Source organism: Erysipelatoclostridium sp. An173 (genome assembly GCF_963931465.1).
GTDB lineage: Bacteria > Bacillota_I > Bacilli_A > Erysipelotrichales > Coprobacillaceae > Thomasclavelia > Thomasclavelia merdavium.
In genome coordinates, this window is sequence record NZ_OZ007017.1 from 2,730,306 (window position 1) to 2,754,350 (window position 24,045).

Genomic DNA, 24,045 nt, shown 5'->3' on the forward strand with positions numbered 1-24,045 from the left:
CTTGTATGAATATTAAATAGTCAATAAAAATGAACCTCCGTTATTTAGGTATCCAAATTACGGAGGTTCATTTTAGATTTCACTCATCTATTTTATATACTTTCTTAACTATTTATTTTTCAATAAGCGTTATCTCTATTGCCTCTATCTGTCTGGATTCTCCTGTTGTTCCGGCTGTTTCCCCATTCTTCATTTTACTTTGCCAACCTTTACCTTCCACATATACTCGATATTCAACGTTATAATGTTTTGCCATCTCTCCTGTCAATCTGATTTCTATCGCTTCTATACCTTTAGATTGTCCTGTTGTTCCGGCCATTGCTCCATTAACTCGCCAATTTTGCCATCCTATATCTTCTATATGTGTACGATATTCTATATTTCCACTATACTGTGCTCCTTCTAATGCCATTGTTATCGCTTCTAATTTTTTTGACTGATTCGCTGTTCCTGATAAATTCCCATCATAAACCTTCGATAACCATCCATAATCCTGAGCATGTGTTTTATAGCTTACATAATGTTGTACAAATGGTTTTTCTGTATTTCCTGGAGCTTTTTCACCTTTTTCTACTAATTCTATTTGTATAGCTTCTATCCGATAACTATATCCTGCTGTTCCAGCACTCGCTCCATTGCTTGCCCAGTCCATCCAGCCTAACTCTTGTACATGCACTCGATAATAAATATCATAATGATTTGACATATCTCCTGTAAGTTTTATTTTTATAGCTTCTATCTGTTTTGACTGATTTGTCGTTCCAGATATTGCTCCATTGCTTACCCAGTTCTGCCATCCTATATCTTGTACATGTGATTGGTATTCTATACTTCCACTATATTGGGCTCCTTCTAACGAAATCATTAATGCTTCTAATCTTTTTGATTCTCCAGTTGTTCCTGATATGTTTCCATCATAAACCTTCGATAACCATCCATAATCCTGAGCATGTGTTTTATAGCTTACATAATGCTGTACAAATGGTTTCTCCGTTGCTCCTGGAGCTCCTTTTCCTTTTTCCACTAATCTGATTTCTATCGCTTCGATTCGATAACTATAGCCCGCTGTTCCGGCACTCGCTCCATTGCTTGCCCAGTCCATCCAGCCTAACTCCTGTACATGTACTCGATAATAAATATCATAACTTTCTGCCAATTCTCCTGTTAATTGTATGCGAATTGCTTCTATTTGTTTTGATTCACCGGTTGTTCCTGATATTTCATTATTTTGACGCCAATCTTGCCAGCCAAGATTTTCAACATGACTTTGATACTGTATGTTACCATCATAACTTTCAATATTAGACAATTGAATTTTTATTGCTTCTATTTGTTTTGATTGTTCTGTTGTACCGGCTTTTTGACCATCTTTAACATATTCTTGCCAACCAATATCTTCTACATGTGCTTGATAAGTTAATATTGGGGTTTGTTTTGTGACTGTTACTTTACAGCTGGCTGTAAGCCCATTGCTTGTTTTTACTGTTATTGTTGCTGTTCCTTCACTTTTCCCTGTTACTTTTCCATTGCTGTCTACTTCTGCAACTTCTTTATTGCTTGTTGTCCAGGTTAATCTATCTGAAGTAGATGCAGGTGTAAACTTAACTGAGAGAGTTTCGCTCTTATTGACATATAAATTTAATGATGATTTATTTAGAGTTATTTTAGTTGGGACATCACTTTCGACAACTCTGAATCTAACTGCTTCTATTTCTTCAACACCAGAATTATTTCCACATACTTCTCCCTGTTTTTTCCATGAAGTCCATCCTTTATTTGACAAATGAACTTGATATTCAATTATATATCCTAAGTCGTTAGTTAGGGATGCAGAAATAGCATTTAATGATAATGATTGTCCTACAGATCCTATTATAGTGCTATCTGAAACATTTTCATATGTTTTCCAACCATTAGTATTATCATAAGTTTTAACTACTAATTTATAATCATTTAAATTATCTATTCCAATATTAAACGCTTCTAAACCTAACGAATTACCAACAGTTCCTGCAGTTTCACTGTCACCTACATAGCTTAACCATCCATCTTGTTCTACATGAGCTCGATAATAAACAGATGGATTACTAACAATTGAATCATCTTTGATTAATCTAAAATCAATTGCTTGAATTGCATATCCAGATGTTCCAGCATTGTTTCCTTGATCAATCCAACTTTGCCAACCAATATCAGCACTATGAACACGATATTGTAATTTGTACCCTGATAGATTAGCAATTGTAAAATTCACTAACTCCATTGGTTTATTACTGTTTCCTATGACTGTTGTAGATGAAATTTTATCATAATTTAACCAAGAACCATTACTATAAACTTTTCCAGATAAAACAACTGATTTACCCACATTTGATAAACCTATTTTTAATTGATACAAATCTAGTGATCTACCAGTAGTACCTGCAGTATTAGGTTCAGTTACAGTTTCCAACCACCCTACTGATTCAGAATTAGCTGAATATGAAATATGTGGCTCATTACTGTCTTTACCACTACTTGCACCTACAGTATTTGAGGTATTTTGATCATTACCAGTATAAATTCCTTCTTTCACTACTGCTACACTTGATTTAGGAATATATCCATAGCCATTATCGTAATTATACTCTGACTGTACCAATATTCCATTTCTATTAGCATTAACAACCCCATCTGTTTGAATCTTGTAATAATCTCCACTCTCACCAATAATAATAAACGGATAATTTGAAGGTGCATAATTACGATATGTAGTTTTCGAACTTACTGGATATGTAGAATATAATGTTGTAGACGAACTATTTGCATTACTTTTTATATTACTTACTGAATGATTAGTATTTATTGTATCTTTAATGGCAATGGTATAATTTTTAGAATCACTATTTCCTAAATAGTTATCAATTTTCCAACAAATTGAAGCACCTTTTTCTCCCCAATAAGGATCTGATGCATATTTAACATTCATACCACTACCTTTGTCACCTAAATTTGCTCCATAATAGCGATTATCAGTGATAGGATCAAGATATCCTTTTGATACAAAAATAGCTGCATGATAATAAACACTATAATCTACTGATGAATACGCATTTGAACTACCATTAGGATCACTATCATAAGCAGCGTGTCCAAATAAATTATTTTTATTTGCTGCAATATTACTACATCCCCAAGCACTTTCATTTGCTGCTACCGCTAACATTAATAACGCATTTGAACCATATGCATTTTGATTAGAAATAAAAGTATTCCCTAAATTTCTTAATTTAGATGTACGATTATAACTATTTTCTGCTGATCCAACCATAGCATTAATAGCACTATTTAATTGAGCTGCTGTATATGTTGTCTTGCTTCGATGTGAAAGATACTGATAATAATTATAATACGGTGATGAACTATTTACAGCATTAGTTCTAACATTATTTCTATAATCATTTAGCATTGTTGCATAACTAGAATATGTACTATTCTCATAGAAATAATGTCCATCATAACTATAGTAATCATATCCTTCTTTTAAATAAGATGGAGCTATCCCACAATCCAATTTACTTGAATAACTACTGTTTGATAAATTAGTTACTATACCATGATATAACCTACCATTACTAACATAATATTTTGAAGTTGTTACAACCTTTGAAGAGGTATAATCTAAAACTTCTACATCATTTATTGAAACCCAACCAACAACGCCAGCTTGCATAAATTTTACTTTTGTTGGATTTGATTCATTATCATAACCTAAAAAAGCGCCATCAGCTGCATAATATCCATTTGTATATCCAGCTCGACCTGTTGTTACTTCAGTATATGACGTATTAATTCCAGAAGAACTTTTTGTTCTAAAATTCACCACAGCTACTGAAGAATTACTAATCCTACTTTTAGCTAAACTTAATTCTTTATCATCACTATCTTCAGACTCACTTGGCATCTTTGTTTCAACTTCATCTAACGGTATTACATTACCGTTTTCATCCATTGCTGTAATCACATGATCAGCATCTAGTGTCGCTTTAGCTTCATAGTTATCTTTATCATTACTATTTTCCACAATATCAGATTTTTCATCATTAATTGCATATAAATTTACTATGCCTGGTATACTAGAATTAAATACCATTGTAAAAACAATAGCTATTAAAAATAATTTTTTAAAACATCTTATCAATATCATATCTCCTTTCTTTTAATTTAACAAATAAATATAATTTGTCATTTTTAATTATAACAATTCGTTATTAAAAAATCTATAAATTATCATAAATTCATCATATATAATTATTATATATAAATTATTTTTTATTATTTCTTCATTTCTTGTTATAATAAGACTTTTCAAATATAAAAACAAACCTATTTTATATTATCTACAGATACTACCACCAAAAATAATCCTTGAAATTATAAAATGTTATTAAATATCACGAATATGTCGTTTTTTTAGATAAATTAACTTGATTAACCATTAGACACAGGTGTACGTTCAAACTTAGATAAATCCAAAATTGATAAAAGTTTTTCAAAACCAAATTTCCGTAATTTTGCGGTTTTTCTAGGAAAGAAATTACATACCTGTATGAAGTGGTTAATCAAGTAAATTAATATAATTAATAGAAATATATATTTTTATTTTAAAATGCTCTCCTTTGATATGCTCAATAACATAAAACTATAAGAATCCGATAATTCTATCAATTAATAAATCTATTGAATTTTATATCAAAAAAATGTACGATTTCTCGTACATTTTTTAATGATAATCTATTTACTAAAATTTTTAATCAATATGGTTAGTAAATTATTTTTCAATAAGCGTTATCTCTATTGCCTCTATCTGTCTGGATTCTCCTGTTGTTCCGGCTGTTTCCCCATTCTTCATTTTACTTTGCCAACCTTTACCTTCCACATATACTCGATATTCAACGTTATAATGTTTTGCCATCTCTCCTGTCAATCTGATTTCTATCGCTTCTATACCTTTAGATTGTCCTGTTGTTCCGGCCATTGCTCCATTAACTCGCCAATTTTGCCATCCTATATCTTCTATATGTGTACGATATTCTATATTTCCACTATACTGTGCTCCTTCTAATGCCATTGTTATCGCTTCTAATTTTTTTGACTGATTCGCTGTTCCTGATAAATTCCCATCATAAACCTTCGATAACCATCCATAATCCTGAGCATGTGTTTTATAGCTTACATAATGTTGTACAAATGGTTTTTCTGTATTTCCTGGAGCTTTTTCACCTTTTTCTACTAATTCTATTTGTATAGCTTCTATCCGATAACTATATCCTGCTGTTCCAGCACTCGCTCCATTGCTTGCCCAGTCCATCCAGCCTAACTCTTGTACATGCACTCGATAATAAATATCATAATGATTTGACATATCTCCTGTAAGTTTTATTTTTATAGCTTCTATCTGTTTTGACTGATTTGTCGTTCCAGATATTGCTCCATTGCTTACCCAGTTCTGCCATCCTATATCTTGTACATGTGATTGGTATTCTATACTTCCACTATATTGGGCTCCTTCTAACGAAATCATTAATGCTTCTAATCTTTTTGATTCTCCAGTTGTTCCTGATATGTTTCCATCATAAACCTTCGATAACCATCCATAATCCTGAGCATGTGTTTTATAGCTTACATAATGCTGTACAAATGGTTTCTCCGTTGCTCCTGGAGCTCCTTTTCCTTTTTCCACTAATCTGATTTCTATCGCTTCGATTCGATAACTATAGCCCGCTGTTCCGGCACTCGCTCCATTGCTTGCCCAGTCCATCCAGCCTAACTCCTGTACATGTACTCGATAATAAATATCATAACTTTCTGCCAATTCTCCTGTTAATTGTATGCGAATTGCTTCTATTTGTTTTGATTCACCGGTTGTTCCTGATATTTCATTATTTTGACGCCAATCTTGCCAGCCAAGATTTTCAACATGACTTTGATACTGTATGTTACCATCATAACTTTCAATATTAGACAATTGAATTTTTATTGCTTCTATTTGTTTTGATTGTTCTGTTGTACCGGCTTTTTGACCATCTTTAACATATTCTTGCCAACCAATATCTTCTACATGTGCTTGATAAGTTAATATTGGGGTTTGTTTTGTGACTGTTACTTTACAGCTGGCTGTAAGCCCATTGCTTGTTTTTACTGTTATTGTTGCTGTTCCTTCACTTTTCCCTGTTACTTTTCCATTGCTGTCTACTTCTGCAACTTCTTTATTGCTTGTTGTCCAGGTTAAAGTTTTGTCATCTGTAGTATTTTCAGGATCTATTGTAGCTACTAATGTTTCAGATTCATTTTTTTCAATTTCTAGTGTTGTTTTATTTAAAGAAACATCTGTAATTTTACTTGTCACAGTTACTGAACATTTAGCAGTTATACCGTTACTAGTTGTAGCGACAATATTAGTTGTTCCAGCATCTACAGCAGTAATCTTTCCATTTTTATCTACCTTAGCTACAGCTTCATTTTCACTAGACCACGTAATAGTTTTATCTTCTGTAGTATTTTCTGGAAGAATTGTTGTTGTTAATGTAGTTGTATCTGCTTTTTCTAATGTTATCTTTGTTTTATCTAATTTTACTTCTGTAATTGGAATTATTACTTTAACATCGCAATTTGCACTTAATCCATTAATTGTAGTTACTGTTATTGTAGTTTTTCCAATTTTATGAGCGGTTAGATTACCATTTTGATCAACACTTACAATTGATGGATCACTACTTTGCCAAACAAGAGTTTTATCCATCGTTGTATCATCAGGTCTAACTCTAGCAATTAGCGTTTCATTACTATCTAAATTCATAGTTAAATTAGTTTTATCTAATTCTACTTTAGCAATTTTTGAATTATCATAATTTAATCTTATTTTAATTCCTTCAATGTTATTGACAGTATCTCCTGCAATTTCATTACTTGAAGTCCAATTTTGCCAACCTTTTCCAGTTATATACACAGAATACTCAATTGAATAACCTGATAATCCTTTCAAATCCAATTTTATAGCTTTTATAGCTTTTGATTGACCAGTAGTTCCTATTACTGTATTACTATCAATAGAATCATAATTTTTCCAACCTTGATCAGCAACATATACACTACCACTTAGTATATAGTCTTCATCAGGGTTGTCGAATCCAATATTTAAAGCCTCCATAGACTTTCCACTGCCAGGTTCTCCTGCAACTTGCATATCTGGAACATATTCTAGCCATCCTAAATCTGAAATATGTCCTCGATAATAGATTTGTGGATATTTTACAGTTACACTATCATCTTGAACTAATCTGAAATCAATTGCCTGAATATCTTTACTAGCATTTCCTGCGAAATTCCCTTCTAGAACCCAATCTTGCCAACCAATATCAGCGCTATGAACCCTATATTCAAGATGATATCCAGGTACATTTTCCAAATTAAATTTAACCTGTCTCATTGCTACACCATCAGTACCTATCAAAGTATTACTTTCAATATTTGCATATTCTAAAGTACTGTTAGATGTTTTTACAGTTCCTGATAAATGTGCAGAATTTAAAGCATTATTTAATTTAATTTGTAATTGATATAATGGAAAACTTCTTCCGGTTGTTCCTGCAGTATTAGGTTCAACAAAATAAGGTAACCATCCTAATGTATTTGATTTAGCACGATATTCAATATTAGGCGTACTAGGATCACGTCCTAATTCTTCATTTACATGATTTTCACTATCATAACCATAAAAATTTGAAAAACAACTTACATCTACATCACCAGCAACCCCATTCACTCTTCCGTTAGAACGATATTGCCACCCATAATTACCAGTATAGTAATTATTTTTGAAAGTTAATGCTCTTCCATATTGAGCAACCCAAGAAATATATTTATGAATTCTACTGCTATTTAAATTTGTATTTAAATAACTTGTATAACTATAAACATTTACTGGATATCCGTTTGCAGATAAAATACTAACAAACGTTTCTACATTAGCTGCATTTTGATCAACTGTTAAATGCGATGTACTACTATTTCCTTCTAAATCATAATAAACAGAATATCCTAATTCTGAAGGACGAACACCATATTTTCTTAATAAACCAACAACGTAATTTGCTTCATTTGCAGCTTCTGCTGTATTATCAGCATAACTATACATATATACTCCAAAAGGCAAGCCATTATTACGACAACCAGCTAAATTTGCTGCAAATTGATCATCTTCATGCATTGTTCCACCTGCAAATGATGTAATTCTTAGTATAGCACCATCAATTCCACTATTCTTTACTGAATTCCAATCAACGCCACCATTATGAGAAGATACATCAATAACTTGCTTACATTCTCCATAACCAAAGCGATTACCATATCCGTCATACATAACCTTTTTCCCATTTTCAATACGCCACTGTAAATCGTATCCACTACCTCGTGCTTTTGATTGGTAGATTATGTCTGTATGACCATTTTTAATTTCAACCCCTGATTCTTCATAGCCATCTGGATTTGACATTGTTCCATCAACAAAATTTGGATCATCACTTACAGTATATGTGTATTTAGATAAGTCATCATTTAAATCGGTTTCATTATCCAATGCATATACTTGATTACTAAAAACCATTAAAAAAACTAATGTACAAGCTAATATTTTTCTTTTCATCTATTCACCTCCCAACAACGATTATTATATACCTCCTAAGAAATATTTGTAAATATCTATTGAATTTAATCATAATTAAATCACAAAAAAACCATCTCATTAAAAGATGGCTTTACATTATTTTGCTTCATATTTTTTAGCACTAGAAAATCCTTTACCTCTGACTTCATTTACCTTATTAATGATCATAAATGCATCAGGATCAATATTATAAACATAATTATTTAATTGTGTTAGTTCACGATTATTAACTACTGTAAGTACAACTGGATAAGGGTTGTGTTTAAACCCAGTTTCACTATGAATTAAAGTTGTTCCTCGATCAAGAACATTTATTACCATCTCATTAATTTCTTGATGCTTAGCACTTACTATTTTAACTTGTATTTGTGATTTTCCAATTACTAGCACTTTATCCAATACAATTGTATAAATTAAAACTAATAAAATACCATAAAAAACCATTTCCCGATCACGGATAATCATTTGACCAAGTAAAATCACAAAATCAAATCCATACATACTTACTGATACAGGAATCCCTAATTTTTTATTTAAAATTAATGGTGGTATATCCATTCCTCCGGTACTAGCTCCACAACGAATAACGATTCCAATAGCTGCTCCAATCATCAAACCAGCTAAAATAACACATAATAATGTATCATTACTCATTATTTCATTTTTAAATATTTCCTGTAATACACCCAAAATAAATGGATAATAAAAAGAACTAATCAAAGTAGTAATAGCAAACTTTTTCCCTAATACTTTCCACCCCAATAAGAACATTGTTATATTAAATATTGAAACAAACAATGTAATTGAAAAACCAGTAGTTGCATTAACAAGCATTGCCATCCCTGTAGTTCCACCAGTAATCAAATTATTAGGTAAAATAAACATCGTTACCCCTAATGCATAAATAGTATTACCTAATAATATCCCTACAATATTTTTAATATCTTTCATCATCTCACTCTTTCTTTATTTATAACACACTTATTCTAATGCATAACATAAAATAATACAAATAAAAAAACATTGATATTGTTAATATCTTACAAGCACCAATGTTTTTATAATATTATGCTAAATTATTATGTTTTTTCATCTCAATAATTAATCTTTTCATATGCGCTTCAAACATCACATACATCCCAATAAATATCATTTCTGCAATTAATGAACATGAAATCATAACAACTACAATCGAAGCTAGTGGTCCATATACAGATGTATAATCAGCTATTCCAAAATAAAATTGTAAACCTGTCAATAATATCAACATCAACAAACTAGCAACAGCAGCTCCTTTTACAATATCAAAAACATGCACATGTACATCAGGAATAATTTTATACAATAAAAATAAAATCACAAAAAATACTAAAAATAAATATAAATCTCCTAACATAAAAATACCACTTAAATCTACAAAATAACTAACAACCGGCAAAATTGTTAATAAAGATATTATCAATAACAACAAAACAAAAACAGCTATTGTTTTTACAATCATTAAAATCTGTTCAACTATAATATTTCTTTCATGTGCCGAAGGAAATAAATTTTTTGAAATGCCATATAACTGATTAATTCCTCGACTAACTACAAATAATGACATACAAAGAACGACTATTGAAGATAGTGTAATATGACTAGAATTCAAAGACCCAACAACAACACTGGCAAATTCTGGTGTCAAATATTTTTGTAATACTTCTTCAATAACAGATAAATCAACATTCAACACTGAAGCAAAAAAAGCAATCAGCGAACAAATAGGAATAATCGACATAATCAAATAATAAGAAAAACATAATCCCGCATTTTTATTAACCTTATAACGATAATCTAATATTCGATTATTAACCCGATCATAAATCTTAAAAACAATTTCTTTTACTTTATCAATTGCCTTTTCCATCTTCCCCACCTTCCCTATTTTTAGTATGTTCTATTTATTTAATTATACAAAAGTATCTTTTTTAATACAATTTTATTTAACAAAATCTTTATAAATTCATTACAATTTGTTTTAAAATTAACTTTTAAAAAATAATCTATCATCTTATAATAAAGCTATGGAAAAATTATATTCAACAGGTGAATTTGCCAAATTGGCAGGAGTAACAATAAGAACAATTAGATACTATGATAAAATAGGATTATTGAAACCAACGATGATTTTAGAAAACGGCTATCGTCGTTATTGCAATCAAGATTTAATAACTTTACAAAAAATTCTTTGTTTAAAAGAATTAGGTTTTTCTCTTGAAGAAATCTATCCACTAATCCAAGATAATGATCAAGACAGTTTCTTACACTCTATTCAATTACAAACAAACTTAATTGATCAAAAAATAAAGCATTTAAATAATTTAAAAGATTCATTAAAAGCTACCGAACGATTAATTAGTAAAAACAATATTGCTTGGGACAAAATAATTGAATTAATTAAATTATCAGCTATTGATGAAAACATTGTTGAAAACTATATGAATGCTAAAAATTTAAAAACCCGGATAAAATTACATGATTTATTTTCTACTAATCCGCAAGGATGGTTTCCTTGGTTATTTGAACAAATTGATTTTTCAACTGTCTATCGATTATTAGAAATTGGTTGTGGTAATGGTAAACTTTGGGAAAATAATCATTATAATCTTCGTAATCGTGAAATTTTTTTATCGGATAACTCTGAAGGAATGATTGAAGAAGTAAAGGAAAAGCTAGGTAATGATTATAATTATTTAGTTATTGATTGTCATAATATTCCTTTTAAAAACAATTATTTTGATACCATTATTGCTAATCATGTTTTATTTTATTTAAAAGATCTTGATTTAGGTTTATCTCAGATTAGTCGTGTTTTAAAATCTAGAGGAACTTTTTATTGTACTACTTACAGTAAAAAGCATATGCAAGAAATTGATGAAATTGCTAAAAATTTTGATAATCGTATTAGTTTATCAGATGAACCATTATCAGATTATTTTGGTTTAGAAAATGGTCATGAAATATTATCAAAATACTTTAATTATATTGAATTAAGAAAATATGAAGACTCTTTAATGATTACCCAAGCACAGCCTTTAATTGACTATATACTTAGCTGTCATGGTAATCAAAATGATATTCTTGTTAATAGAATGAATGAATTTAAAAAATATATTGAGGATTTGATAAAGAAATCTAATGGTATAAAAATCACAAAAGATTCGGGTCTATTTATATGTACTAAATAATTTTTGCAGAGATTTAAAAAAATCTCTGTTTTATTTTAATTAAAGATATTTTAAATGTTTATAATATATAAAATATGTTGATTATTCTTAATAATTTTCAAATATCTATTGACCCTTACGTTACGTTAGGGTTTAATATAAATATGTATATAAGGAGGCTTTTTATGAAAGGTATCGTATTAGCGGGAGGATCTGGGACAAGATTATATCCTCTAACACAAGTAACAAGTAAACAATTATTACCAATTTATGACAAACCAATGATTTATTATCCATTAAGCATTTTAATGGAAGCAGGCATTAAAGATATTTTAATTATCTCAACACCTGATGATACACCTAGATTTGAAGAATTATTAGGTGATGGTAGTCAATTTGGTATCTCACTTCAATATAAAGTGCAACCTTCTCCAGATGGACTTGCTCAAGCGTTCATTTTAGGTGAAGAATTTATTGATGGTGATTCTTGCGCAATGATTTTAGGAGATAATATTTTCCATGGTCATGGATTAAGTAAAAGACTAAGAGCTGCAGCTAATAAAACTAGCGGAGCAACAGTATTTGGATACTATGTTGATGATCCTGAAAGATTTGGGGTTGTTGAATTTGATGAAAATGGTAGAGCTGTTTCTTTAGAAGAAAAACCAGCAAAACCTAAATCAAATTATGCTGTTACTGGTTTATATTTCTATGACAGTAATGTAGTTAAATATGCAAAAAGCATTAAACCAAGTGCTCGTGGTGAATTAGAAATCACTGATTTAAATAAAATTTATCTTGATAATGGTTCTTTAGATGTAACATTATTAGGTCGTGGATTTACATGGTTAGATACAGGAACTCATGAAAGTTTAGTTGATGCTACTAACTTTGTTAAAACTGTAGAAACTCATCAAAATCGTAAAATTGCATGTCTTGAAGAAATAGCTTATAATAATGGCTGGATTTCTAAAGAACAACTAAATTCATCTTATGAACTATATAAGAAAAATCAATATGGTAAATATTTAAAAGATGTTTTAGATGGTAAATTTATTGATCAATAAGGAGAAATTATATGAAAGTAATTGAAACTGAAATTCCTGGAGTATTAATTATTGAAACAGATGTTTTTGGTGACCATCGTGGTTATTTTACAGAGACTTACTCTAAACCTAAATATGAAAAATTAGGGGTAACTGTTGATTTCGTTCAAGACAACATGTCATTTAGCGGACAAAAAGGAACATTAAGAGGTTTGCATTGGCAAAATCCACCATATGCACAATCTAAATTAGTTTCTTGCACTAAAGGAAAAGTTATTGACGTTGCTGTTGATATTCGTAAAGGAAGTCCTACTTATGGTAAATGGGTATCTGTAGAATTAAGTGAAGAAAATCATCGTCAATTCTTTATTCCTCAAGGTTTTGCTCATGGATTTTTAACTTTAACTGAAAACGTAGAATTTAGATATAAAGTAGATAACGTGTACAACAAAGAATCTGAAGGTGGTATGCGTTATGATGATCCTACATGTAATGTTGATTGGGGTAAATTATTAGATGGCATTGAACCAGTATTAAGTGAAAAAGATATGACTGGTCCAACATTAGAAGAATCAAATAATCAATTTGTATACGAAGGAGATAAATAAATGAAAATTTTAGTAACAGGTGGAGCAGGGTTCATTGGTGGAAACTTTGTTCATTATATGGTAAATAAATATCCAGAAGATATGATTGTAAACTTAGATTTATTAACTTATGCTGGTAATTTAGAAACTTGTAAACCAGTTGAAGGTAAACCAAATTATAAATTTGTTAGAGGTGATATTGCTGATCGTAAATTCATCTTTGATTTATTTGAAAAAGAAAAATTTGATGTTGTAGTAAACTTTGCTGCAGAATCACATGTTGATAGAAGTATCACAGATCCTGAAATCTTTGTTAAAACAAACGTAATGGGAACTACTACTTTATTAGATGCAGCTAAAGAATTTGGAGTAAAAAGATATCATCAAGTTTCTACTGATGAAGTATATGGAGATTTACCATTAGATCGTCCAGATTTATTCTTTACAGAAACAACTCCATTACATACATCTAGTCCATATAGTTCTTCAAAAGCTTCTGCAGATTTATTTGTATTAGCTTATCATCGTACTTATGGATTACCAGTAACTATCTCTAGATGTTCTAATAACTATGGGCCATATCATTTCCCAGAAAAACTTATCCCATTAATGATTTCTAGAGCTTTAGCTGATGAAGAATTACCTGTATATGGTAAAGGTGATAACGTTCGTGACTGGTTACATGTATATGATCACTGTGTTGCAATTGACTTAATCATTAGAAATGGTCGTGTTGGTGAAGTTTATAATGTTGGTGGACATAATGAAAGAACTAACTTAGAAGTTGTTAAAACTATCTTAAAAGCTTTAAACAAACCTGAATCTTTAATCAAATTTGTTGAAGATAGAAAAGGTCATGATAGAAGATATGCTATTGATCCTACTAAATTAGAAACAGAACTTGGATGGAAACCAAAATATAATTTTGATACTGGAATCCAACAAACTATTCAATGGTATTTAGATAACAAAGAATGGTGGCAAAATATTTTATCTGGTGAATACCAAAATTATTTTGAAAAAATGTATGCTGGAAAAGTAAAATAAAATAATTAAACCGTGATTTATGATAAGATTAGTTAAGTTATTTTATACTAGAAAATCGTATCATAACACGGTTTTTTTCTTTAAATAAATCCATTAATTAAATTGTAAAAAAGTTCTAGAAGGAAATAATCTTCTAGAACTTTTATTTTAATAGTGAATAAATACAGGATCATTAATATTAATTAACTCATATAGCATTTTTGCATCATTTTCTTGAAGATTTAAACATCCATGTGATCCTCTTGTCTTATATAAATCAGGTGTCCATTTATCCCAATCACTACGATCAAGAGCATGATAACCTGTACCAGTCCACTTAATTCTAATCCAATATTTAACAGGTGTTTCATAATCTTCACCAACTAATACTTTCTCTGGTTTCTTTTCTTTAATATACCAAACACCTGTACGAGTTATACGATCTTGTTCTGAAGTTGGTAGTCCACTAACACAAATGCAGCTGTATGCTAGTTGTCCATTACGATATACATAAACTCTTTGTTCAGTTAAATCAATTTCACTATAATTTTGGGTATCCCAATCATTTTCAAAATTTTCGTAATCTTTTTTATGTCCTTTATTAGAATATTCAGGTTCCAATTCTGTAGTTAAAGCCTTTTTGTTTTCTTTATTTGGATCTTCAATATAATTATTAATCAATGACTGATCAGTTTCTTCTGTGATTATTTTTTTAACTTGTTCAACAATGGCATCATAGTCTAAACGCCATCCATAATCACCACCTGATATTTGAATAACATTACCATTATGAGTTGTAAATGATCTTTCTTTTCCTACTGTTTTATATTTTAAACAAAAATCTTCTATCCATTCTTCCATTGCATCTTGATCAAGTATAACTTCACCAGCATCATTAGTACTTAACCAATTTTTTATATCACTTGGTGCCATTGTTTCAGTTGTATTTTCACCCATATCCCAAGTAATCCAATTTAATAAATAACTATTATATGTTTGTAACATCTCATTTAATTTATCTTCATCTAAATTAACTGTAGGCTGTTTATAAGCATCATTATTTTCACTTAAATCTAATTTAGAAGTAAGATTACTAAAAGACTTATTAATTAATTCATTTAATTTATCAATGTTAATTTCGTTTCCTGTTGTAGCTTCAACAATTTTTCCACTTTTTGTATCTTCATCATATGTAATATATGCATTTGTTGAAGCAACAATTGGGTTTCCTTCAGTTCCGGTTATCAAATTTGAATTGTTAATTATTGAATTTAATGCTTCTTGATTGTATGAAGCATCTGCTTCTAAATTATGATCGTGATTACTTAAAAAAACAAAGAAACTACGATTACTTTTATGCTCTTCAAAATCATCTTCTAAATTCTTTTCATATTCAACCGTAAGTCCAACATCATCACCATTAACAGTAACTGATAAACCATCTTTACCAACTATTTTTAATGAATATTTTTCAACTTTATCGGCAATTGCTTCCTTACTTTCATCAAACGTCATATTTGAAACATCAACACCGCTTATATTTGTATTAGGATACCAGCGATTACTATAATATACGTTTACAAAAATCAATAATACTATTATTGCTACTAATAAGCCAATTATAATTTTAACGTTTTTTTTAAGCTTAAGCTTATGTTTTTTTATTTCCAAAGACAATCTCTCCTTACAAATTAAAACCGTTTTCTCATCAATTATAGCACAAAAATTCTATGTTTCAATTAATTCTCATAATTAACAAAAAAATCCACCAATTAGTAATATTTTAATAAAAAGCAATAATATTATTTCATCATTATGAAATCAAAAAAGCATAATATTTTTAATGAAATTTATTTTATCATTTGCAAAAATGAAACAAAAAGGAATCAATTCCCATTTGTTTCATTGATTATTCTTTCTAATGTTATAGTAGTTGGTTTTCCATTTATATATCCTTCTTTTAAAGTTAAATCTTCTATTAGTCTATCTGTCATTTCCTTAACTTCTTCTTTTTTTACCAATCCTACTATCTTCATTATCTTCTTTAATGAAATATCGGTTTGCTCTAACAGATTTATTAATATCTCATATTTATTTTCTATTATTAATCCTTGCGCTAAGTTACACATATTTTCAACTCCTTTCTTTAACTCTTTACTCATTTTAAAACCATATTCTTTTTCTAAGATTCCCCTTATCTCTTGAACACTTCTTCTGCTCATTCCAAACAGTAACATCACTACTCTTAATAATTCATCATTCTGTTCATACTTTTGGCTTATTTCATGTTTACTGCTTGTATAAATCGTTGCTATCTTGATCTTATCATAGGCTTCTTTTTCTTTTAACGGTATTCCTGATTCCACTTTTTCTTGTAGACTATATATCCTGATCGTTCCATCATATTTTAATGGTGCTTGAGGCATTAACCAGATTGAATATGTCTTTTGCATCTTTTGATAATTATCACCATTGATTACTGTTTTAACTTGCTTAGATATCAGTCGGCTTATATAAGCTATCCCTCTTGTTACTATCTTATAATCATTATAGATACTGTTTTGAGCTTCGATATTGATCTGCAGCTTACAAGCTCTTTGTTTATTTCTTTTAGGAACATCAAGTTCAAAATGGACATCAAATCTTAGTATTCCTTCTCCAGGAATGATTGATTCATTATTACTGGTTTTAACTACTCGATTACCTGGAAATACCGGTTCATGATTAATATTAGCTGGGATGATTTCCTGGATTTCCTCAATCGTAAAATCACGCAATTCATCAACGACATATTTTAAAATATGTGCTAATATCTGGGTATCACTAAGAAGAACTTTACAGGTTTCATCAAGCTTTACACTTTTAGAATCATTATTGATGATCGATTGATTAATAACTGTAGCTGTATAATTATCCATAGACAGCACCACCAGTTACTAAAGATAAATAAGTTTGATTATTAAAAAACATCTTATTGGCATATTTCATATTAACACTCCATTACTATAATATTTAAATAATTTTTATTGTTTAATATGCCAAAGTTATTTTAAAGACAGTTATATTATAACATATAAAATACTATATATTATCTCAAATTTATCTCATTTTTATAAGCAATAAATATAAAAAAGTAACAAACTAGATTTACTAATTTGTTACTTATAATTTTTATTGCAATCCTTTTACATCTTTACTAGAAATCTTTTCACCATTTTCAACTTTATCAATTACATTTTTGATATCTTCTAATTTATCTTTATCAGGAGCAGTAACATATGTTCTTTGTCCTTTTTGAGAATATGTTTTGTACGTATATTCAGGATCTCCTGTTACTTGAACATTGAACATATCCCATTCTGCCATATCATCTAGTTGCATATTTATTAATGCTTTGATATCATCACTAGCCATATCTGTTTCAAATGTTCCTTCAACAGCTGACAGAATATTATTGTAATTAGTAATAATTTTAGGTGATATTGCCTTATCGATAATAGCTTTTAATAATTTCTGTTGATTTTTACCACGATCAAAATCGCCATTTGGTAAAGCATAACGTTCTCTAACAAAGCATAATGCTTTATCGCCATCCATTTGATTTTTACCTTTTACAATTTTGTAATTACCATGCAATGTTGTAAATGCATAATCTGAATTTACTGTTACACCACCTAATGCATCAATAATATTAGTTACACCAGAGAAATTAGTTTTAGCATAGTAATTAACTTTTAAATCCAAGAAATCTTCTAACGTTTGAATCGTTTCATTTATTCCATACATCGCCGAATGGTTAATCTTATCCATTTTACCATTCATGTGTAAATTAACTTTAGTATCTCGTGGAATACTTACCATTAATATTTGTTTTTCAACCGGATTAACACAAACAAGTAAATTAACATCAGCTCTTGAAATAGTATTTACTGATCCATAAGTATCAATTCCAGTAATATAAACGATAAAAGAATTTTCAGTAACATCTGTTTTAGTTGTTACAGTATTTATTTTTTCTTCTACTTCCATTTGGTAAACTACTCTAGTTTCATCGCTGAAAGATTCATGATTAGTTTCTAATATTCCTAAGTATGATTGATCAGCAATGATGCAATCAACTTCATTTTTATATAAAGCGTCTGCTAATACAGCGTAATCATCATAATTTTTTTTCTTTGGTTCGCTACCAATTTGATCTTGAATTTGAGCTAGTGCATCAGTAATATTAGAAACACTAGTTTTATTTTCAACACCAATAGTTTTTCCTTTTAAATCTTCAACTTTTTCAATATCACTGTTTTTCATTACATATACAGCGATAACTCTTGTCTGAGTAAATGCATTTGTAATGTTATTAATAAAGTCATTTCCTCTTGCAGCAAAAACACTGACTGTAATCATAAATATTGAAAGTAAGACACTTGTAAATTTACTAATAAAAATTCTAAAGCGTTTGCCTGTACGTCTTTTTTTACGAGCACCTGAAGTTATCCAAATAACTTCACCTAAAAACAAGACTAATAAAATTACCACCAGGATTAAATAATATCTTAATGGTAACATCTTTAAACTATATATATATGCTAAGAATACAATAGAAGCTATTAATTGAAAAGTTAAGATAACTCCTTTAGATAAAAGCTTAGATAATATTCCTTTCTTTTTTTTTCGTTTCATATCTTCACCTCATTGCACCTTATATAATAACATAATGTAATGTCATAATATAGCTATATTTGTAAAAAAAATTAGAGCTTAATCAAAAGCTCTAACCTTCATAATCTGTTATATCTTTTATATCATCTTTGCTAATACGTTCTCCGGCTTCGATTTTATCAATAACATCTTTAATTAAGTTAACTTGTTTTCTATACGGTTTCATAACATATACATTAGATCCTGACATTGAGTAAGTTTCGTCTGTCATGTAACCTTCTCCAGTTACTTGAATATCAAATACTTCCCATTCAGCCATATCATCTAGCTGCATATTAAGTAATGATCTAATTTCTTCACTTGACATATCAGTTTCAAATGTTCCTTCAATAGCACTTAAAATATTATCAAAATTAGTAATAATTTTTGCTGACATTGCTTTATCAAGCATTGCTTCTAATAATTTTTGTTGATTTTTACCGCGGTCAAAATCGCCATTTGGTAATGAATAACGTTCTCTAACGAAACATAATGCCTTATCGCCATCCATTTCGTTTTCACCTTTTACAATTTCATAGTTACCGTGTAGTGTCGTAAATTCATAATCTGAATTAACTGTTACTCCGCCCAAAGCATCGACAATATTAGTAATTCCACTGAAATTAGTACGTGCAAAATAGTTAATTTGAATATCTAAGAAATCTTCAATTGTACTAATTGTTTCTGCCGTACCATAAATACCAGTATGCGTTAATTTATCCATCTCACCATTTTTATTTAATTTAATTTCACAGTCACGAGGGATACTAGTCATTAAAATTTGTTTTTCAACAGGATTAACAGTTACTAATAAGTTAACATCACTACGAGAAACAGTATTTACTGAACCATATGTATCAATTCCTGTAACATAAACAGTAAATGTATTTTCAGTTACATTTGTTTGTTTTGTATTAACTGTTAATTTAGATTCATATTCATATGATTTAATTACTTTAGTTTCATCTTTAAAACTTGGATGATTGATTTCTAACATTGCATCGTATTCTTGTCCAACAATAATAGCATCAACTTCACCATTATATAAAGCATCTGCTAGAGCACTATATTCTTCATATCTATTCATATGTTTTTGTTCACCGATTTCTTCTTCCATATCGGCAATTGCTCTTGTCACTGTTGTTGTATCATATTGATATGATACACCAAAATTTGCTCCATCAAGATCTTTTAATTTTGTTGCTTCATGATCTTTCATTGTAATTACAGAAACAAGATAATTTTGCGTAGTTGCTTCACTTACTTGATTAAAAAAATCGTTTCCTCTAACTACAAATGTAGAAGCTACCATTAATAGGATACTTACCAATAAACTCACTAATTTAGTAATTATTGATCTTTTACTACGTAGACCCTTGTCTATTTTCTTCTGTCCACTTTTCATAATAAAGAAGAAAATAATAATTAGTAAAACTAATCCTATACATCCAGGAATAAAGTATTTAGTTGGCACCACTTTTAACTGGTACACAAAATATACAAAAATTGCTGTTGCGATCAATTGAACCGCTAAAATTAAGTATTTGGAAGTTATAAAACTTATAAACTTATTTTTTTTCTTCATAGAAGCCTCCTATTTTAGTACTTTTTACCGTTAAATAATATCATATTCTTTTTTATAATACAAATTTATGGCGAAATTATGAAAAAATTTAATAAATTTGTAAGAATTTATTTATAAAAATTAATATTTATATCAATTATACTGATTATATCTATATAATTTAGTAATATGGTATACTAATAAAAAGACTATTTACAAAAGGAGCTAATCCAAAATGAAAAAATTTTTAATAATTATCCTCATCCCTTTATTTTTACTGACTGGTTGTGATTTTATTGAAACACCGGTTCGAGAAGAGAAAACTGATTCAAAAGAAAATGTTGATATCGATAATAGTCAACTTAATGATGATACTAGCTATTTATATTACTACAATAATTTATCTACTAAAGAAAAGGAGATTTATAGTAGTATTTATAACTGTCTAATTAACTATCAATCTAAAATTGAATTACCTTCAGCGGATTATGAACAAATAGTAAGTATTAACGAATATGTACTATACGATCATCCAGAAATATTTTATTTCAACTATTTTGAATTACAAAATCAAGTTGATGTCTGTTATTACAAACCAATTTATACCTATAATCAAGATGAAGTAACAGAACTAACAAAACAACTGGAAAATATTCGTAATCAATTTATTAGTTCATTGGATTCTAATAGTAGTGACTACGATAAATTAAAAGCTATTTATAATTATGTTATCGAAAAAAATACTTATGTTGATGAGGCTAAAGATAATCAATACATTACAAGTGCTTTAATATATGGTAATACTGTTTGTAGTGGTTATGTCAAAGCCATTCAATATTTATGTGAAGCTATTGATATTAATTCTGCCTATATTGTTGGCAAAGCTTTGAATGATAGTGATAATTCTAGTCATGCCTGGAATTTAATTGAACTTGATGGTGATTACTATTATCTTGATGCTACCTGGGGTGATTATGTTGATGAACAAAATGCTTTTACAATGTATTCATATTTTATGTTTGATTCTGATACAATGTTAAAACTTTATCAACCTACAAGTGATTATGAAAATACAATTAATGGTAAGTACTGCTATTTTGATTATGAAAATTACTATAATGAAAGTTATGATTTAAATCTATTGAAATCAATGGTAGGCAATTATCGTAGCAATGGTATTAATTGGATGGAATTTAAATTTAGTGATAGCTGCTATCAACAAGCAAAAACTAATTTAATTGATAACGAAGAAATGTTTGATTTATACAATCAATACGCTTCTGGTTCTTATTCTATTCAATATTTTTACTTAGATTCTTTAAATATTTTAATTTTTAAAATGTCTTAATGCTTCTCGACAACGGTCGTTATTTTAATTAAATTTTCGAGATTTCTTCACGAATTTTAACGAAAACTTTATTGTATTAAGGAACTATATTAGCTAGTTTTCTAAATCAAGAATTATCTGTTTCTAAACCCTTTTCTCTTTTAAACTGTATAAATATAATAAATTTTGTCACTAAAACGAAAGGGGAATACAAAGATGACAGACGTAAAAAAGTATACAGTGTACATTTTAGAAGAAAACAAAGATTTATTGAAAAATATTAAGGATAGCTTATTGGCCACTAATAATTTTACCGTTATTGGTAATAGTGATAGTGCTGTTAGCTGTTTAAATTATTTATCTAATAATACTTGCGATTTACTGATTATTGATTTAATGTTAAGTAATATTGATGGTATCGGTGTTTTAAACAAACTAAAAGAAATTAACAATCGTGCATATAATAAAGTAGTATGCATCACAAGTTTTACAAATCCTTTGATCTGTGAAACGTTAGAAAAATTAAGTGTTAGTTATTGCTTTAAGCAACCTTTTGATATTAATTACTTCATCTCTACTTTAAATTCAGTAATGAAAGTATCTTTAGAAGATATAAAAATGATGTCACAAGATGAATCTGAAAAATATCAAAAAATTAAACTTGAAAATGAAATTACTGATATATTACATGAAGTAGGAATCCCTGCTCATATTAAAGGTTATATGTACTTAAGAACCGCTATTTTATCTACTTATTATAATATTGAACTATTAGGACAAGTTACAAAGGTATTATACCCAGATATTGCTCGCCAATACAGTACTACTGCTTCACGAGTTGAAAGAGCAATTCGGCATGCTATTGAAGTTGCATGGAATCGTGGTAATACTGATGCTATTGATGATATTTTCGGCTATACTGTCAGTGCTGCTAAATCTAAACCAACTAATTCTGAATTTATTGCTATGATTGCTGACAAATTGCGCTTAGAACACCAAACCAAAGCCGCAAGTCGTCATAGTTATTTATAAAATCTATAGTTATCTTTTTAGAAAGAATCAATGAGATGAAAGATCTCCATTGATTCTTTATTTTTATTGTCTAATTTCTAATAATAACTTATCTACAATCGTTGAGATAAACTCTGAATTACACGGACGATGATTGATTCTATAACCAAATACATCATCTAATTCATCTTGATCTCCATTTTCCCAAGTATTCTTAATTATATGCCGAATTGATTGTTCAACACGTGAAGCTGTTGTTCCATGTGCTCTAGCAATTCTGGGATATAACTCTCTAGTAATCTCACTTAAAAGATTAATATTTTCAATCACCATTGTAGTCCCGGTAACTAAATAATAAAAGCCTCTTAAATGACGTGGCATTCCCATTTTAATTAATATATCATGAACTCTTTTTTCATTATTTATTTTAGAACTATATTCGATCTTGTTAATTGTTGTTGCATTTACAATATTTTTTATAATTTCCATAAAATAATTATAATTTAATGGTTTTTTGAAATAATAATCAATTTTCAATTTTTCTAATTGATCAAATATCATTCCACTACTAAAATTACTTATACAAATAATATTTCGAAACGCATTATAATTAATTTCCTTAACTCTTTTAACAATTCCAAGTCCATCTATTTCCATTAATATCAAATCAACAATTAATAAGTCACAACTATTACTTGACAAATAATTTATACAATCGCTGCCACTATCAAAATCTGCTTTTAAAACATATTTTTCCCGTTCTTTAATCTTACCTATCAAATTTTTTCTTAATTCTTGATCTTCTGTCAATATTACTATAGTTATTTCACTGTCCATTTTAATTTTTCAATGTTATCCACATTTCTCCTCACTCTT

The 24,045-nt window shown here is 29.0% G+C and carries 15 protein-coding genes; 6 read left to right on the top strand and 9 right to left on the bottom strand.

The genetic code is table 11. The features are described 5' to 3' along the window. Nucleotides 1-112 precede the first annotated feature (112 nt). The 4 genes from ABGT36_RS13600 to ABGT36_RS13615 form a co-directional block, all read right to left on the bottom strand. Complete coding sequence (locus tag ABGT36_RS13600; protein ID WP_346678470.1) at nt 113-4,186, bottom strand: glucosaminidase domain-containing protein; 4,074 nt, start codon at nt 4,184-4,186, stop codon at nt 113-115. 624 nt (nt 4,187-4,810) lie between these two features. After that, nucleotides 4,811-8,683: an Ig-like domain-containing protein gene (locus tag ABGT36_RS13605; RefSeq protein ID WP_346678472.1), complete on the bottom strand. Its 3,873-nt coding sequence runs from the start codon at nt 8,681-8,683 to the stop codon at nt 4,811-4,813. Nucleotides 8,684-8,800: 117 nt separating this feature from the next. Further along, a complete protein-coding gene (locus tag ABGT36_RS13610) occupies nt 8,801-9,655 on the bottom strand; it encodes a YitT family protein (RefSeq protein WP_308698406.1) in 855 nt (284 codons plus the stop codon). 115 nt (nt 9,656-9,770) lie between these two features. Further along, entirely contained in the window at nt 9,771-10,613 is an 843-nt protein-coding gene (locus ABGT36_RS13615; RefSeq protein ID WP_346678474.1) for a YhjD/YihY/BrkB family envelope integrity protein, read from the bottom strand. Nucleotides 10,614-10,770: 157 nt separating this feature from the next. Between ABGT36_RS13615 and ABGT36_RS13620 the strand changes: the two genes are divergently transcribed. From ABGT36_RS13620 to rfbB, 4 genes are all read left to right on the top strand, one after another. Beyond that, nucleotides 10,771-11,934 (top strand): MerR family transcriptional regulator, encoded by a 1,164-nt coding sequence (locus ABGT36_RS13620; protein WP_346678476.1) that lies wholly within the window; start codon nt 10,771-10,773, stop codon nt 11,932-11,934. 164 nt (nt 11,935-12,098) lie between these two features. Continuing rightward, entirely contained in the window at nt 12,099-12,980 is an 882-nt protein-coding gene (gene rfbA / locus ABGT36_RS13625) for a glucose-1-phosphate thymidylyltransferase RfbA (RefSeq protein WP_087303243.1), read from the top strand. Nucleotides 12,981-12,991: 11 nt separating this feature from the next. Further along, the gene (gene rfbC, locus ABGT36_RS13630) at nt 12,992-13,567 is read left to right on the top strand and encodes a dTDP-4-dehydrorhamnose 3,5-epimerase (protein WP_087303241.1); all 576 of its coding nucleotides are present in this window, start codon (nt 12,992-12,994) and stop codon (nt 13,565-13,567) included. After that, nucleotides 13,568-14,593: a dTDP-glucose 4,6-dehydratase gene (gene rfbB / locus ABGT36_RS13635; protein WP_087303239.1), complete on the top strand. Its 1,026-nt coding sequence runs from the start codon at nt 13,568-13,570 to the stop codon at nt 14,591-14,593. A gap of 147 nt (nt 14,594-14,740) precedes the next feature. Here the strand turns inward: rfbB and ABGT36_RS13640 are convergent, their stop codons facing one another. The 4 genes from ABGT36_RS13640 to ABGT36_RS13655 form a co-directional block, all read right to left on the bottom strand. Beyond that, a complete protein-coding gene (locus ABGT36_RS13640) occupies nt 14,741-16,243 on the bottom strand; it encodes a L,D-transpeptidase family protein (RefSeq protein WP_346678479.1) in 1,503 nt (500 codons plus the stop codon). 215 nt (nt 16,244-16,458) lie between these two features. After that, a complete protein-coding gene (locus ABGT36_RS13645) occupies nt 16,459-17,490 on the bottom strand; it encodes a hypothetical protein (protein WP_346678481.1) in 1,032 nt (343 codons plus the stop codon). A gap of 253 nt (nt 17,491-17,743) precedes the next feature. Further along, nucleotides 17,744-19,249, bottom strand: a complete 1,506-nt coding sequence (locus ABGT36_RS13650; RefSeq protein ID WP_300630165.1) for an LCP family protein — start codon at nt 19,247-19,249, stop codon at nt 17,744-17,746. A gap of 91 nt (nt 19,250-19,340) precedes the next feature. After that, on the bottom strand, nt 19,341-20,852 hold the full coding sequence (locus tag ABGT36_RS13655; protein ID WP_346678483.1) for an LCP family protein: 1,512 nt from the start codon (nt 20,850-20,852) through the stop codon (nt 19,341-19,343). A gap of 214 nt (nt 20,853-21,066) precedes the next feature. Between ABGT36_RS13655 and ABGT36_RS13660 the strand changes: the two genes are divergently transcribed. Then, nucleotides 21,067-22,179: a transglutaminase domain-containing protein gene (locus ABGT36_RS13660; protein WP_346678485.1), complete on the top strand. Its 1,113-nt coding sequence runs from the start codon at nt 21,067-21,069 to the stop codon at nt 22,177-22,179. A gap of 195 nt (nt 22,180-22,374) precedes the next feature. Beyond that, nucleotides 22,375-23,190, top strand: coding sequence for a sporulation transcription factor Spo0A (spo0A, locus tag ABGT36_RS13665; protein ID WP_087303334.1), 816 nt, complete (start codon nt 22,375-22,377; stop codon nt 23,188-23,190). A gap of 63 nt (nt 23,191-23,253) precedes the next feature. Here the strand turns inward: spo0A and ABGT36_RS13670 are convergent, their stop codons facing one another. Beyond that, nucleotides 23,254-24,006 (bottom strand): sporulation initiation factor Spo0A C-terminal domain-containing protein, encoded by a 753-nt coding sequence (locus ABGT36_RS13670; RefSeq protein ID WP_087303332.1) that lies wholly within the window; start codon nt 24,004-24,006, stop codon nt 23,254-23,256. Between the last annotated feature and the right edge of the window lie 39 nt (nt 24,007-24,045).